This is a genomic window from Mesobacillus boroniphilus (assembly GCF_018424685.1).
Taxonomy (GTDB): domain Bacteria; phylum Bacillota; class Bacilli; order Bacillales; family Cytobacillaceae; genus Mesobacillus; species Mesobacillus boroniphilus_A.
On record NZ_QTKX01000001.1, the window covers coordinates 663,966 to 678,631 of the forward strand.

The following is a 14,666-nucleotide window of genomic DNA, read 5'->3' on the forward strand; positions in this document are numbered from 1 at the left end:
CTTATGGTAAGGAAAGACCAGAAAGAATTAACTGGAAAGCAAAAGGCAGCAATCCTCCTGATCTCACTCGGGCCAGATGTTTCAGCCTCTGTCTATAAGCATCTAAGTGAAGAGGAAATTGAGAAGCTTACGCTTGAAATATCAGGAGTCAAAAAAGTGGACTCCCTCGCAAAAGAAGAGATTTTAGAGGAATTTCACAATATTGCACTCGCGCAGGATTATATCACTCAAGGCGGTATAGGGTATGCCAAAACAGTGCTGGAAAAAGCGCTTGGCACCGACCAGGCGGCCGTGATCATAAATAGGTTAACATCGTCTTTGCAAGTAAGGCCATTTGATTTTGCGCGAAAAGCGGATGCTGGACAAATTCTCAACTTCATTCAAAATGAGCATCCACAAACAATTGCACTTATACTTTCTTATTTAGATTCGGCACAAGCCGGCCAGATTTTATCTGAACTGCCGCAAGAGGTCCAGGCTGATATTGCACGGCGTATCGCGGTGATGGACAGTACATCGCCGGAAATCATCAATGAGGTAGAACAGATTCTTGAAAGAAAGCTATCAGCTACTGTTACTCAGGACTATACGCAAACTGGCGGTATTGAGGCTGTTGTTGATGTATTGAACGGAGTGGACCGTGCAACCGAGCGCACGATACTGGATGCATTGGAAATTCAGGATCCTGAACTTGCTGAGGAAATCAAAAAGCGGATGTTCGTATTTGAAGATATTGTCACACTAGATAACCGTGCAATCCAGCGAGTGATAAGAGATTGTGAAAACGAAGATCTCATGCTTGCTCTTAAAGTTTCAAGTGATGAAGTGAAAGAAATTGTCTTTAAAAATATGTCTAAGCGTATGGTAGAAACCTTCCAGGATGAGATGGAATTTATGGGTCCTGTAAGGCTGCGTGATGTAGAGGAAGCACAGTCAAGGATTGTAGCCATTATCCGCCGTCTGGAAGAAGCAGGCGAAATCGTCATTGCCCGTGGCGGAGGAGATGATATCATTGTCTAGGCTTATCAAATCACAATTCACCAGTACTCTGCCTACAGAAAAGAAGGTCATCTCTATCCGGCTGTTAGAAGCATCAAATCAACAAGAGGTTCCACAAGTCTTCACTCATACTGAAGATGAAAGAAGGAGAATCTTGGACGAAGCTGCGATAGAAGCAGATAACATGTTGTCAAGGGCCAGGGAGGAAGCGGAGCAAATCCGTCAGCAAATTCATCTGGAAAAGCAAGAATGGGAGCATGAAAGATCTTTATTAGCAGAAGAATCCAGGCAGCTAGGCTTTGAGCAAGGCTATCAAGAAGGCCGAAATCAGGGTTACGAAGAGTACCGGCAAACAATCATGTTTGCTCAAGAAACAGTTGATGCGGCGAAACGGGATTACCAGAGTCATATTGACTCATCAGAAAAGGTCATTCTTGATATCGGAGTGAAAATCGCAGGAAAAATACTAGGGGAGAAACTAGCTGCAGATGAGGGGTTTCTTACCCTGGTAAAAAGAGCGTTAAAGAACTCCAGGGATTATAAGGATATTCAATTGCACGTACACCCTAAACACTACCAGGACCTGCTCGCCCAAAAAGAAGAATTGATTGCCATCTTTCCAAAGGATATTGATTTCTATATCTACCCGGATGACGAGCTTGAGGAGACATCTTGTATTATAGAATCTGAAAATGGCAGGGTCGACGCAAGTGTAGACAGCCAATTGGAAGAAATCAAAAATAAGCTGTTTGAAATGCTGGAGAGTGAACAATAGTGAAGGCCGAGGATTTAATAGAACATGTCGATTTTTTGGATAGTTTTAAGCGGTATGGACGTGTTAAAAGAGTTGTTGGCTTGATGATTGAGTCCCAAGGACCTGAAAGTTCAATAGGGGATGTGTGCTTTATTCACGTAGGTACTAAGAAAAAGCGGAAAATCCAGGCGGAAGTTGTCGGTTTTAAAGATGAAAACGTCATTTTGATGCCGTATACATCTCTTCATGATATATCACCTGGAAGTCTCGTTGAAACGACAATGAAACCGCTTGAAATCAAAGCAGGACCGGGTTTGATCGGGAAAGTCGTTGATTCGTTAGGTAATCCATTGGATCATTCCAGCCTGCCAAAAGGATTGGCGTCAGTTCCTACAGAACAAGATCCACCCAACCCTTTGAGCAGACCGCCAATCTCAGAACCGATAGAAGTTGGAGTCAGGATGATTGACAGCCTGCTGACAGTTGGCAGCGGCCAGCGTGTTGGGATATTTGCTGGAAGTGGTGTCGGGAAGAGTACTTTGCTGGGAATGATTGCGCGAAATACAACTGCAGATCTAAATGTCATCGGGCTGATTGGTGAGCGGGGGCGTGAAGTCAGAGAGTTCATAGAACGTGATTTAGGCCCTGAAGGATTAAAGCGTTCAATCGTGGTTGTCGCAACATCAGACCAGCCTGCATTAATGAGGATCAAAGGAGCTTATACAGCAACAGCCATTGCAGAGTATTTCCGTGATAAAGGATTGAATGTCATGCTGATGATGGATTCTGTTACACGAGTAGCTATGGCGCAACGTGAAGTAGGTCTGGCAGTTGGAGAACCTCCAACAACGAAAGGTTACACACCTTCAGTGTTCGCCATCCTATCGAGGCTTCTTGAAAGGACTGGGACGAATGAATTTGGATCCATAACAGGCTTCTATACTGTCCTTGTTGATGGAGATGACATGAATGAGCCTATTGCTGACACAGTGCGAGGAATCCTTGATGGTCACTTTGTATTAGACAGGGATCTTGCCAATAAAGGCCAGTACCCTGCAGTGAACGTATTAAAAAGCATCAGCCGGATCATGAACAATATTGTCAGTGATGATCATGTTAAAGCGGCTGAGAGATTAAGAGAATTATTAAGCACTTATATTAATTCAGAGGATTTAATTAATATTGGGGCATATAAAAAAGGCACATCTGCCGAGATTGATGAAGCCATTATGAGATACCCTCATATACTTAATTTCTTAAAACAAGGTACTAATGAGAAAGTCTCAATTAATGAGAGTGTTCAGGCGTTATTGCAGTTAGTAAGGAAAGGTTGATGGTTCTATGCGGTATCAATACAAGTTTGATAAGATCCTTTCACTCAAGTCGAGAGAAAAGGACGAAGCTCAAGTCGTATACCAGGATTCGGTCAAAAAATTCGAAGAGGCTGCCGACAGACTCTATCATCTATTGAAGAAAAAAGAGGACCTTGAGAGTTTCCAATCAGACCGGCTGCTAGGTGGTTTGCCAGTCCAGGAGATACGACACCATCAACAGTTTATCGGCAATCTTGAAAAATCGATTGCCCACTATCAAAAAGTCGTCATGAATGCGAGAAACATCATGAATTATCAACAAGTGCAGCTGATGGAAAAAAATCAGGAAGTAAAAAAGTATGAAAAAATCAAAGAGAAAGACCATCTTCAATTTCTGGCAGATGCAAAGTATGCAGAAAGCAGGATGATGGACGAAGTCTCGATTCAGCAATATATGAACCGGGAAATTAGGTGATCGAATGGCACAGAGCTTGGAGGAAAAAGAAAGTCAGGATGTAAATAAGTTTCAGTGGTTTTTGTACGTGATCGCAATACCAACCTTGTTTGCGATTGTTATTGCTTTGGTTGCGCTTTCGTTTCTGGGGATTAATATTTTTGAAACAGCAAAGGAAATCGGCGGGAAAGTGCCCGTCATTTCTCAGTACGTAAAGGAAGAAAGGCAGCCATCCATAGAAGAATTTGAAAAAGATATCATCAGCCTGGAAGCAGAAATTAAAGACCGAGAAGCAAAAATGGAACAACTGCAGTCTAAAATTGACAGCAAGGATACTCTGCTTAAACGGATGGAGCTGGAAAAAACACAGCTGCAAGCACAAATAGAGGAATTGACTGCTATCCAGGAAGAAAACAAGCGAGCCTTCCGGGAAATCGTCAAAACCTATGAAACGATGTCAGCAAAGAGTGCCGCTCCAATCATTTCAAAAATGGACACGGATGAAGCGGTGAAGATTCTGACAAACATTAAGCCAGAATCACTTGCTGCCATAATGGAAAAGCTACCAGCCGAAGAAGCGGCAAAATATACAGAATTATTGACAAACGAAACGAACGGGAATTAGTCTAACGAGAATCTGAGAGGAGGTGAATAAATGGAAATAGGGGGTCTTGGATTTTTTAATACCGTTGCCGCTGGACAACAGAAAGTATCCGGAAAGACAGGAAATGAAGGAAGTTTTGCCGGGTTGTTGTCAACAGTCTTAGCTGGAAAAGCAGCCCCAATTGATACGAGTGTAACTGCTCAAGGCAATAAAAACCTGGAAAGTCTAGGTGCTTTGGCAGAAATCATTAACGTAAAGGACCTTTTAGATCTGGAAGATGGAGTAAAGATGCTGGATGTATTGAATTCAGACTCTGGGAATCTATTAAGTAAGGCATTATCTCATTTTGGAATTAATAATGAAGAAATGCAGCTTTTCATTCAAAAGTGGTCCGGTACTGATGAAGGAGATTTAGCGAATGCATCTGAAGATGAACTACTGGCTTCTTTAGCGGCAATCCTAACTGGAATCGCCAACCAACCCGGAAATGAGTTATTAGTGAAGCTAGAACAAAAGGATGTGCAAGCATTAAAGGCATTAAAGCTATTTGAACTAATGACCAGATATGCTGATGGACAGGATTTTAAGAACTCTGATTCTATTAAGGAATCGATGAAAAATCTTGGTGAAGCATTAAAGAACCTTATAGAAACAAATAAAGCTAATTCTAATGCGGAATATTTACAAAAACGGTTTACCCAGTTAGCCGGCGACCTAAACCTTGCAAGCTCAAAAAAAATAACTTTTCAAGAGAATAGCTCGGGTTTAAAGACAGACGGTCCAGCAGGAGCAGTTGCTTATCTGCCACAGATGACAAAGGCTGAACAGTTGATGTTATCGATGAATAGTCCGGAAAGGCCAGTTTCACCTGAACAATTAATGAAGCAATTTGAATCGATTCTTTCAAAATCGCAATTTATGAACAGTGGGGGAACACAAAAATTATTCATCAAATTATTCCCTGAGCACCTGGGCAGCATCCGGATAGAGCTTTTCCAGAGGGACCAAACGATGATGGCCAGAATCATAACTACCTCCGGTACAGCTAAGGAAACGCTGGAATCCCAAATCAATGGTCTCAAACAAGCATTTGCAGCGCAAAACCTTTCAGTAGACAGGATTGAAGTGACTCAGCAGCAGGCCCAGCAAGAGCGATTCCTGAATAGGGATTCCGGGCAGCAGGAGAGGCAGCCAGACAGAGGGCAGCACGAAAAGAAAGAAGAAAAAGGCGATTTTAACCTTACCTTCGAAGAAGCACTGCTAAATACTGAAGTATAGGAGATAGACAATGGTGAATACGATTAACTCTTCTTATCTGCTGTCGAATCTTCAAAAGGGCAGGAAAGCCGGTTCAGACATTCTTGGGAAAGATGATTTTTTAAAAATCCTGATGACCCAGCTCCAGAACCAGGATCCTTTGAATCCGATGCAGGATAAAGATTTTATAGCCCAAATGGCAACATTTTCGACACTTGAGCAAATCACTAATATGGGGAAATCAATCGACCGATTTGTACAGGCTGAACAGCAAAATAAAATGATTTCCTACAGCCAGTTTGTGGGCAAGGAAATTACCTGGCATAAGATTGATGCTGCAAATGGCCAGGAAACGATTCAACAAGGAACTGGAAAGGTAGCCTCTGTCCAGTTTAAGGAAGATACCGTTTCATTTATTCTTGAGGATGGCACTGTCCTGGAACCTGCGAATATTTCACAGATCAATGAGCTATCAAGTGAAAATCATATGTTGCAGGCGAGCATGTTAATTGGGAAAACAATTACCTATCTTGATGAAAATAAACAAGAAAAATCAGCTAATGTCCTGTCTGTTTCATTTAAGAATGGTAAAACATCCTATTTACTAGATGATGAGAATAATACGAGCATCATTTCTTCACAGATAACCAAAATTCAATAGCGTAAGGAAGTGATGTAATGGATAAAACAAATTTTCGTCCAATTCATTCACTGCCTGTTAACAGGACTCACCAAAAACCTGTGAAAGCCAACAAGTTAACGCAAACACCTTTTTCCTTGCAATTGCAAAGTGCAATCCAATCAAAGAGTGGACTAACAATTAGTAAGCATGCTACGGAACGACTGGAGCAGCGTGGAATTAACATTTCCCAGGAGCGCTGGAACAGGATTGAGGAAAAAGTTAGTCAGGCCAAGGCAAAGGGCGTGAGTGATTCGCTAGTTCTGCTGAATGACGCGGCGCTGATTGTCAGTGCAAAAAACAACACGGTCATTACAGCTATGGGAAGACAGGAAGCAGCGGAACAAATTTTCAACAATATAAATGGAACGATTGTTATGGAAAATTAAATTGAAAAGGCTGGACCTTTACGGAGGCCTGGGCTGTGGACCGATTGAAGCAGCCCCAAAATCGAAAGGAGTTTTAAAAGATGCTTCGTTCAATGTACTCAGGAATCAGTGGAATGAAAAACTTCCAAACAAAACTTGACGTAATCGGCAACAATATTGCCAATGTAAATACATACGGTTTCAAAAAGGGCCGTGTTACTTTTAAGGATACTATGAATCAAACCATCTCTGGAGCAAGTGCTGCTACAGAGAACAAGGGCGGAAAGAACCCGATGCAGGTAGGTCTGGGCTCCACAATTGCGACCATCGATATGATTGACACTCAATCAAGCTTGCAAACTACCGGACGCGCGCTGGACCTTGCCATTTCAGGCGATGGCTATTTTGTTGTAAAACAAGGGCAATCCCAGATGTATACACGTGCTGGAAACTTCTATCTGGATGATAACGGGACACTTGTTACGGGTGATGGATTGAAAGTTCAATCCTATAATCAAATCGGTCAGTTAGAAGATATAACTGTTAACGTTAATGCATTGTTGCCTGCGAAGCAGACGACTGAATTAGTAATGAAGGGTAACCTTCCGAAGGACGCGAAGGGCAATTCAGAATTACTTCAGCAAATCAAGGTAGTGGATGATCAAGGTATTGAGCACGTAATCGATTTGAAAATCTCGCCTGTGGATGCTTCTAATGGCTCTTGGAAGTTAGCTTTTACTGACAAGTCAATCACTGTTGATTCTAACAACCCAAATGCAAATGTTGTTGAGCAAACAATTACAATTCCGGATTATAACCCTGCCAATCCGCCTGCAGATTTGTCTATCACCCTTAAGGTTAATGACGGGAGTAATGGTGTAAGGAACCTAACTGTACAAATGCCAATTAAGGAGTTAACTAAAGAAGGCGGCAGCATGGACGCGAACGCTTACCCTGACGGCAACACCCAAGGAGCACTTGAAAGCTTCAACATTGGGTCAACTGGTGAAATCAATGGAGTCTTTTCAAATGGTCTAGTATTGACGCTTGGACAGCTTGCGCTTGCTAAATTCAGCAATCCATCAGGGCTTTCCAAGATAGGGAATAACACTTTCCAGGAGTCAGTCAACTCGGGTACAGCCAATATCAATGTTCCTGGGGAAGGAAGGGGATCCATTGCGGCTGGAGCACTTGAAATGTCCAATGTAGACCTTTCAGAAGAGTTCACCGAAATGATCACGGCTCAGCGTGGTTTCCAGGCAAATACCAGAATCATTACAACATCTGATGAAATCCTCCAGGAGCTCGTAAACTTAAAACGATAGACTAGGAGAGGAGCAGGGCTGAAAGGATAATCCTTTTAGCCCCTGTGAATTAGTGTGATTAAAGTAACTAAATTAAACGGTAAATCATTTAGAATTAATTCATTATTTATTGAAGTGGTTGAATCTTTCCCGGACACAACGATTACATTAACCAATGGGCGAAAGTATGTCGTCAGGGAAAGTGAAGATGAAGTGAGCAAATTAATCCAGGAATTTTATCAGAGTGTCGGCCTTCTTGGAGGGCGAGTGTTGGAGGAACTGAATCATGAAGAATAATAAGCTGGTAATGATTATGTCGGTCATGCTGGTAGCCATATTGCTCGTGGGAACGATAGCAGTCGTAGCGGTTATGAAGCTTACGGCTGAGGATGATGAAAAAGAACCAAGCATCGATGAGGTGTTGGAAGCTTCTGTAGACATTCCCGAGGTTACGACGAACTTGGCATCAAATGATTTTATAAAGATTTCATTTAAGATTGAAACAGACGGCAAAAAAGCAAAAGAAGAGTTGCAAAAGAGAGATTTCCAGGTGAAAAATCTGATTATTTATGAACTATCCGAGAAAAAGGCTGAAGAGCTGCAAGGCAAGGAAGGCAAGATGAACCTTGAAGAAACCCTGAAAGCGAAGTTGAATGACCTGATGCTTGATGGAAAAATCAAAAAGGTCTACATAACAGGTTCTCTCCTCCAATAACAGAATGAAATAAACTACCGTAACCTTATGGAGGTGAAGAGCATGTCGGGAGAGGTATTATCGCAAAGCGAAATTGATGCTTTGTTATCAGCTTTATCAACAGGGGAAATGGATGCGGATGAATTAAAGAAGGAGCAAGTAGAGAAAAGGGTTAAAGTATATGATTTTAGAAGAGCTTTGCGTTTCTCGAAGGACCAAATCCGCAGCCTTACCCGAATTCATGAAAACTTTGCCAGGCTATTGACTACTTTTTTCTCCGCCCAGTTAAGGACATATGTCAATATTACTGTAGCGTCAGCTGACCAGATCCCTTATGAGGAATTTATCCGGTCCATTCCAAAGATGACAATATTGAATGTATTTGATGTAGAACCACTAGAGGGCAGGATCCTGATGGAGGTCAACCCGAACATTGCATACGCCATGATGGACAGGCTGCTTGGAGGGAAAGGGGCAAGCCATAATAAAGTTGATAGCTTGACGGAAATCGAAACAAGGATCATGTCCAATATGTTTGAGAAAGCTTTTGAGAACTTTAGGGAGGCGTGGGGTTCAATATCCGATATCGATCCGCAGTTATCCGAATTTGAAATTAATCCTCAGTTTTTGCAAATGGTTTCGCCTAATGAGACCGTCGTAGTAATTTCATTGAACACTACAATCGGAGAAGCAAGCGGAATGATCAATATATGCATACCGCATGTAGTCCTGGAGCCGATCATCCCTAAATTGTCAGTGAAATATTGGATGCAATCCGATAAGAAGCAAAGCTTGCCTATTGAAAATGCAGTATTGCAAAGTGAAATTCAGAAGGCTGATGTTTCAATTACCGCTGAAATAGGTTCAGCTGAAATATCTATTCAGGACTTTTTGATGCTGGAGATTGGCGATGTAATTGAATTGAATCAGCAGATTGATCAACCATTACTGCTAAAAGTCGGAGATATCCCTAAATTTGTAGGACAGCCAGGGAAAATTAACAAGAAGTTAGCCATTCAAGTGTTTGATACATTTACGGGGGGAGACGATGATGGTGAGCGATGACATGTTATCACAAGATGAAATTGATGCGCTTCTTAGAGGAACCTCTGATGAAGCGGAAGAAATAGAAACAGAAAGTACAATTAACGTAGATGACTATTTTTCTTTTATGGAAAGAGATGCATTAGGAGAAATTGGTAATATATCGTTTGGCAGTTCAGCTACCGCGCTATCAACTTTATTGAACCAGAAGGTAGAAATTAATACCCCTACGGTTACAGCTGTTCACAGGTCAAAACTTGAAGATGCTTTTCCAGATCCTTATGTGGCAGTGCAGGTTTACTATACCGAAGGATTTACCGGCAGCAATATGCTTGTTATACAGCAAAATGATGCAGCGATTATCGCCGATTTAATGCTTGGAGGCGATGGATTAAACCCAAGAGATTTACTTGATGAAATCCAACTGAGCGCAGTACAAGAGGCAATGAACCAGATGATGGGTTCCGCGGCAACCTCGATGTCGACTGTATTTAGCAAACGAGTCGATATTTCACCGCCAAATATCAATCTGTTGAATGTCGCTGAAGGAGAAGGAACTGAATCGATCCCAGAAGATGATATTTTGGTGAAGGTATCATTCTCGTTAAAGATTGGCACTTTAATAGATTCTAATATTATGCAACTTTTGCCAGTCAGTTTCGCTAAAAGTCTGGTTGATGAATTGTTGAATCCCGGAGGAGCACAGGTCACAGTAGCTGAAACAGCACCCGAAACCCAAACGCAACCTATCTCACAAGGCAGTCAGACTGAATCTAATCTTTCAAATGCAGCACAAGAGCATTCGAACTACGCTCAATCACAGCCGATGCAGCAGCCACAATATCAGGTCCAGCAGGAGCCAGCTTTTTATCAGCCACAAACCAATCATGGCGTTCAACAAGGATATGGCTATTCACAGCCGATACAGTCAGGGCCACAGCATTTTGGCAATGTGATGACAGGTGCCCAGCCAACGGTTCAACCAGCAGTGTTTTCCAGCTTTGAGACATCGCAGCCACAGCATGCGGAGACAAAGAACCTCGATATGCTGCTTGATATCCCGCTCCAGGTGACAGTTGAACTAGGCAGGACGAAACGTTCAGTTAGAGACATCCTTGAGCTAGGATCGGGTTCAATCATTGAACTAGACAAACTTGCTGGGGAACCAGTCGATATTCTAGTTAACAATCGATTGATTGCCCAGGGAGAAGTGGTTGTTATTGATGAGAATTTTGGTGTCCGTGTTACGGATATCATCAGCCAGAGCGATCGTATTAAAAAATTAAAATAATCTTCAGGGGGAATTCCAATGGCGAACAAGATTTTAGTCGTAGACGATGCGGCTTTCATGAGAATGATGATTAAGGACATTTTGACAAAAAACGGCTTCGAAGTCGTCGCAGAGGCAGCTGACGGTGCGCAGGCACTTGAAAAATATAAAGAATTCCAGCCTGATCTTGTCACAATGGATATTACAATGCCAGAAATGGACGGCATCACTTCCTTAAAAGAAATCAAAAAAATCAACCCGAACGCAAAGGTTATCATGTGTTCAGCAATGGGCCAGCAAGCGATGGTCATCGATGCAATCCAGGCTGGTGCCAAAGATTTCATCGTGAAACCTTTCCAGGCAGACCGCGTTATTGAAGCGATTTCTAAAACACTAGCTTAGTTAACTTTTATCAATTAGAGGGTGCGGCAATTGTTAAGATTTATCCGAACTGCCTCGACAATTCTTTTCTTATTAGCTGCTCTGTTCAGTCCAATTGGCATGGCGAGCGCAGAGCAGCTAAATAAAAGTGTAAAGGATTGCTTGAAAGATCAATCGTGTGATGATGGACAGGCAGATAAGACAACAAACATATCAGACGATGAAAAATCCTCCCAGGTAGGAGTCACTTTCCTGGATTTTATCAGGATGATCCTTGCTACTGCCTTTGTGGCAGCATTAATCTATTTCCTCCTCAAATTCATCAATAAGAAGAGCATGTCATATAAAAGCTCTCAGCTTGTCGAGAATCTTGGAGGCACTAGCCTTGGCGCCAACAGGTCAGTCCAGATCGTTAAAGCAGGCAACAAGCTGCTCATTGTTGGTGTAGGTGAAAATATCCAGCTATTAAAAGAAATAGATGACCCAGAAGAGTACAGCCAAGTTATCCAGGAATATAACAATAAAATGGAGCAGCTTGTACAGCCAAGCGATTTTGTGACAAAGTTGCTTAAAAGAGCGAAAAAAGATGGCGGCAATCAGCGTTCCGAATTTTCCTCGCTGCTGAGGAATCAGCTGAATGATATGGCGAGCGGAAGAAAGAAAATGCTTGAGGAGATACAAAAGAAAGGGTCAGAAAAAGATGAATGAGTTTATGGAGTTTTTCAACAGCAGTGCTCCTGAGAGTGTATCGACATCCGTAAAGCTGATGCTCCTGCTGACTGTACTTTCGATTGCGCCAGGCATCTTGATTTTAATGACTAGTTTTACAAGGATCATCATCGTTCTTTCCTTTGTCAGAACGGCGCTTGCAACACAGCAAATGCCGCCTAACCAAGTGTTGGTCGGGCTTGCGATGTTCCTGTCATTCTTCATCATGGCACCTACTTTCCATGAAGTGAATGAACAAGCCCTGACGCCTTTATTTAATGAAGAAATCAATTTGGAGCAAGCTTATGAAAGGGCATCAATCCCTTTTAAGGAATTCATGAGCGCGCATACGAGGCAGAAGGATTTAGCGTTATTTCTTGAATATTCAAAGGCTGAGACTCCTGAAACGGTTCAGGATATACCTTTGACAGCTCTCGTTCCGGCTTTTGCAATCAGTGAAATCAAAACCGCTTTCCAAATCGGGTTTATGATTTTCATCCCTTTTCTGGTAATTGATATGGTAGTGGCAAGTGTCCTGATGTCGATGGGTATGATGATGCTGCCGCCAGTCATGATTTCACTGCCATTTAAGATTTTGCTTTTTGTCATGGTAGATGGATGGTATTTAGTCGTGAAATCATTATTACAAAGTTTTTAAGCAGGTGAATGAAAATGACATCAGAAGCGGTTATCTCTATAGCTGAACGAGGAATTTATACAGTTTTAATGATTTCAGGGCCTTTGCTTGTATTGGCGCTGGTAGTTGGTTTGATCGTCAGTATTTTTCAGGCAACTACGCAAATTCAGGAACAGACACTGGCTTTCGTTCCAAAGATTGTGGCCGTTCTGGTCGGAGTCGTATTCTTTGGTCCTTGGATGTTAAGTTATATGCTGAGCTATGCGACTGAAATATTTTCAAATCTTACAAGGTTTGTAGGCTGATGAGATGCTAGATTTCATTCCTTCGTTTCCGGCATTCCTGCTGATTTTTGTTAGGGTGACGTCCTTTTTCTTGATGATGCCTTTATTTTCTTATCGGACGATCCCAGCATCACATAAAGTAGGGCTTGGATTCATGCTTTCTATCATCATGTATACTGCGGTAGGAGCCCCAGAAATCGCAATAGATAGTACGTATTTCCTGCTGGTTATCAAGGAAGCAATGGTTGGTTTATTCATTGGCTTCATTGCTGCGTTGATGATGGCAGCCATACAGATTGCCGGGGGATTCATTGATTTTCAGATGGGGTTTGCGATTGCGAATGTCATAGATCCACAGACAGGGGCACAGAGCCCGTTGATGGGACAGTATTTATATACGATCGCTCTTTTGTTCCTCCTGACAGTCAACGGCCATCATTTATTGATGGACGGAATATTTTACAGTTATGATTTTATCCCGATCGATCAGGTGATGATTCCGTTTGGGAACGAGAACATTGCCGAATTTATTATTCTATCTTTCAACAAAATGTTCATTATAGCCTTCCAGATGTCCATGCCGGTGGTCGGCAGCTTGTTCCTGGTCGATGTTGCGCTGGGGATCGTAGCAAGGACCGTCCCGCAATTAAATATATTCGTTGTTGGTCTGCCGGTTAAAATCGGTGTCAGTTTTCTTGTACTTATTGCAGTAATGGGCGTGCTGATAATGGTTATATCGGATCTGTTTTCCACCACTCTAGCGACAATGAGGGGATTGATGGAATTGATCGGAGGAGCTTAAATGGGATTTTTAAGGTTAGATCTGCAGTTTTTTGCAGGCGAGAAAACAGAAAAAGCGACTCCTAAAAAGAAGCAGGACGCACGAAAAAAAGGGCAGGTTGCCAAAAGTCAGGATGTCAATACAGCCATTGTCCTTCTCGCTGTGTTTTTGTTTTTGATGTTTTTTGGCAGTGTGATGATGGATAGACTCATCGGAGTCCTTAGACATTCCTTGCAAAACTATATGTTCATGGATTTGACAGCGAATAACATCGAGTCCATTGTGATTGAAATATTGGGTGAACTAGTCATTTTCCTTGGTCCGGTTATGATCGTTGCGTTGATTGCAGGGGTGGCTGCGAACTATGTCCAAGTCGGCTTTATGTTTTCTACAGAAGCAATACAAATGAAACTTGAGAAAATAAATCCGATCAGCGGCTTCAAGAGGATTTTTTCAATGAGGGCGATTGTTGAATTGCTAAAATCAATCCTAAAAATCACCTTCGTAGGTGTGATCGCTTTCTCAGTCCTGTGGTTGAGATTAGACGAAGTCTTGCTGCTCGCTAATAAGAGTGTTGGTGCTGCACTTGCGACCATAGCAGGGCTAACGCTTCAAATGGGCCTTTTTGCTTCCGGAGCATTGCTATTTTTATCATTATTGGACTATTTGTACCAAAAATATGATTTTGAGAAAAGTATCCGTATGTCAAAGCAAGACTTGAAAGATGAGTATAAAAACATCGAAGGTGACCCTCTGATCAAGTCTAAAATCAAGCAGAAGCAAAGAGAGATGGCAATGCGGCGGATGATGCAAGAAGTGCCAAAAGCGGATGTAGTCATAACGAACCCGACTCATTTCGCGATCGCCTTAAAGTATGATGAACAGAAGGCCGATGCTCCGATTGTCGTAGCCAAAGGTGTCGATTTCGTTGCACAGAAGATTAAGTTGATTGCCAAGGAAAACGATATTATATCTGTCGAGAACCGTCCTCTCGCAAGGGCTTTATACAGCCAGGCTGAAATAGGCGATGCCATTCCAGAAGAATTTTTCAAAGTGGTGGCAGAAATCCTGGCCTATGTATATCAAACAAAAAATAAAGTGCTGTAATTCTTAGGTATGCAGTGTTTAGGAGAGA

At 42.2% G+C, this 14,666-nt stretch carries 19 protein-coding genes; all 19 read left to right on the forward strand.

Annotated elements, in window-relative coordinates:
• Positions 1–3: 3 nt before the first annotated feature.
• The 19 genes from fliG (at position 4) to flhB (ending at position 14,638) form a co-directional block, all read left to right on the forward strand.
• Positions 4–1,020: a flagellar motor switch protein FliG gene (gene fliG / locus DYI25_RS03260; protein WP_213366911.1), complete on the forward strand. Its 1,017-nt coding sequence runs from the start codon at positions 4–6 to the stop codon at positions 1,018–1,020.
• Positions 1,004–1,774, forward strand: a complete 771-nt coding sequence (gene fliH / locus DYI25_RS03265; RefSeq protein WP_213366913.1) for a flagellar assembly protein FliH — start codon at positions 1,004–1,006, stop codon at positions 1,772–1,774. The genes fliG and fliH overlap by 17 nt, the downstream gene beginning before the upstream one ends.
• A complete protein-coding gene (fliI, locus tag DYI25_RS03270) occupies positions 1,774–3,087 on the forward strand; it encodes a flagellar protein export ATPase FliI (protein ID WP_213366915.1) in 1,314 nt (437 codons plus the stop codon). The genes fliH and fliI overlap by 1 nt, the downstream gene beginning before the upstream one ends.
• A gap of 7 nt (positions 3,088–3,094) precedes the next feature.
• The gene (fliJ, locus tag DYI25_RS03275) at positions 3,095–3,541 is read left to right on the forward strand and encodes a flagellar export protein FliJ (RefSeq protein WP_213366917.1); all 447 of its coding nucleotides are present in this window, start codon (positions 3,095–3,097) and stop codon (positions 3,539–3,541) included.
• A 4-nt stretch (positions 3,542–3,545) separates the two neighbouring features.
• A complete protein-coding gene (locus tag DYI25_RS03280; protein ID WP_213366919.1) occupies positions 3,546–4,145 on the forward strand; it encodes a MotE family protein in 600 nt (199 codons plus the stop codon).
• A 30-nt stretch (positions 4,146–4,175) separates the two neighbouring features.
• On the forward strand, positions 4,176–5,402 hold the full coding sequence (locus tag DYI25_RS03285; protein WP_213366921.1) for a flagellar hook-length control protein FliK: 1,227 nt from the start codon (positions 4,176–4,178) through the stop codon (positions 5,400–5,402).
• 10 nt (positions 5,403–5,412) lie between these two features.
• Positions 5,413–6,042, forward strand: coding sequence for a flagellar hook assembly protein FlgD (gene flgD, locus DYI25_RS03290; protein ID WP_213366923.1), 630 nt, complete (start codon positions 5,413–5,415; stop codon positions 6,040–6,042).
• A 17-nt stretch (positions 6,043–6,059) separates the two neighbouring features.
• On the forward strand, positions 6,060–6,449 hold the full coding sequence (locus DYI25_RS03295; protein ID WP_213366925.1) for a TIGR02530 family flagellar biosynthesis protein: 390 nt from the start codon (positions 6,060–6,062) through the stop codon (positions 6,447–6,449).
• Between the two features lie 80 nt (positions 6,450–6,529).
• Positions 6,530–7,753: a flagellar hook protein FlgE gene (locus DYI25_RS03300; RefSeq protein ID WP_213366927.1), complete on the forward strand. Its 1,224-nt coding sequence runs from the start codon at positions 6,530–6,532 to the stop codon at positions 7,751–7,753.
• A gap of 54 nt (positions 7,754–7,807) precedes the next feature.
• Positions 7,808–8,029 (forward strand): flagellar FlbD family protein, encoded by a 222-nt coding sequence (locus tag DYI25_RS03305; protein ID WP_213366929.1) that lies wholly within the window; start codon positions 7,808–7,810, stop codon positions 8,027–8,029.
• Positions 8,019–8,447: a flagellar basal body-associated protein FliL gene (fliL, locus tag DYI25_RS03310; protein ID WP_213366931.1), complete on the forward strand. Its 429-nt coding sequence runs from the start codon at positions 8,019–8,021 to the stop codon at positions 8,445–8,447. Before DYI25_RS03305 ends, fliL begins: the two co-directional genes overlap by 11 nt.
• 42 nt (positions 8,448–8,489) lie before the next feature.
• Entirely contained in the window at positions 8,490–9,491 is a 1,002-nt protein-coding gene (gene fliM / locus DYI25_RS03315; RefSeq protein WP_213366933.1) for a flagellar motor switch protein FliM, read from the forward strand.
• Positions 9,478–10,761 carry a flagellar motor switch phosphatase FliY gene (gene fliY / locus DYI25_RS03320; protein WP_213369374.1) on the forward strand — a complete coding sequence of 428 codons (1,284 nt, stop codon included), beginning with the start codon at positions 9,478–9,480 and terminating at the stop codon, positions 10,759–10,761. The genes fliM and fliY overlap by 14 nt, the downstream gene beginning before the upstream one ends.
• Positions 10,762–10,779: 18 nt before the next feature.
• Positions 10,780–11,142, forward strand: coding sequence for a response regulator (locus tag DYI25_RS03325; RefSeq protein WP_023614882.1), 363 nt, complete (start codon positions 10,780–10,782; stop codon positions 11,140–11,142).
• A 21-nt stretch (positions 11,143–11,163) separates the two neighbouring features.
• A complete protein-coding gene (locus tag DYI25_RS03330; RefSeq protein WP_425374478.1) occupies positions 11,164–11,829 on the forward strand; it encodes a flagellar biosynthetic protein FliO in 666 nt (221 codons plus the stop codon).
• Positions 11,822–12,487 carry a flagellar type III secretion system pore protein FliP gene (fliP, locus tag DYI25_RS03335; RefSeq protein ID WP_213366935.1) on the forward strand — a complete coding sequence of 222 codons (666 nt, stop codon included), beginning with the start codon at positions 11,822–11,824 and terminating at the stop codon, positions 12,485–12,487. The genes DYI25_RS03330 and fliP overlap by 8 nt, the downstream gene beginning before the upstream one ends.
• A 14-nt stretch (positions 12,488–12,501) precedes the next feature.
• The gene (gene fliQ, locus DYI25_RS03340) at positions 12,502–12,771 is read left to right on the forward strand and encodes a flagellar biosynthesis protein FliQ (protein WP_213366937.1); all 270 of its coding nucleotides are present in this window, start codon (positions 12,502–12,504) and stop codon (positions 12,769–12,771) included.
• Between the two features lie 4 nt (positions 12,772–12,775).
• Entirely contained in the window at positions 12,776–13,552 is a 777-nt protein-coding gene (gene fliR, locus DYI25_RS03345; RefSeq protein ID WP_213366939.1) for a flagellar biosynthetic protein FliR, read from the forward strand.
• Complete coding sequence (flhB, locus tag DYI25_RS03350) at positions 13,553–14,638, forward strand: flagellar biosynthesis protein FlhB (RefSeq protein ID WP_213366941.1); 1,086 nt, start codon at positions 13,553–13,555, stop codon at positions 14,636–14,638.
• Positions 14,639–14,666: the final 28 nt, after the last annotated feature.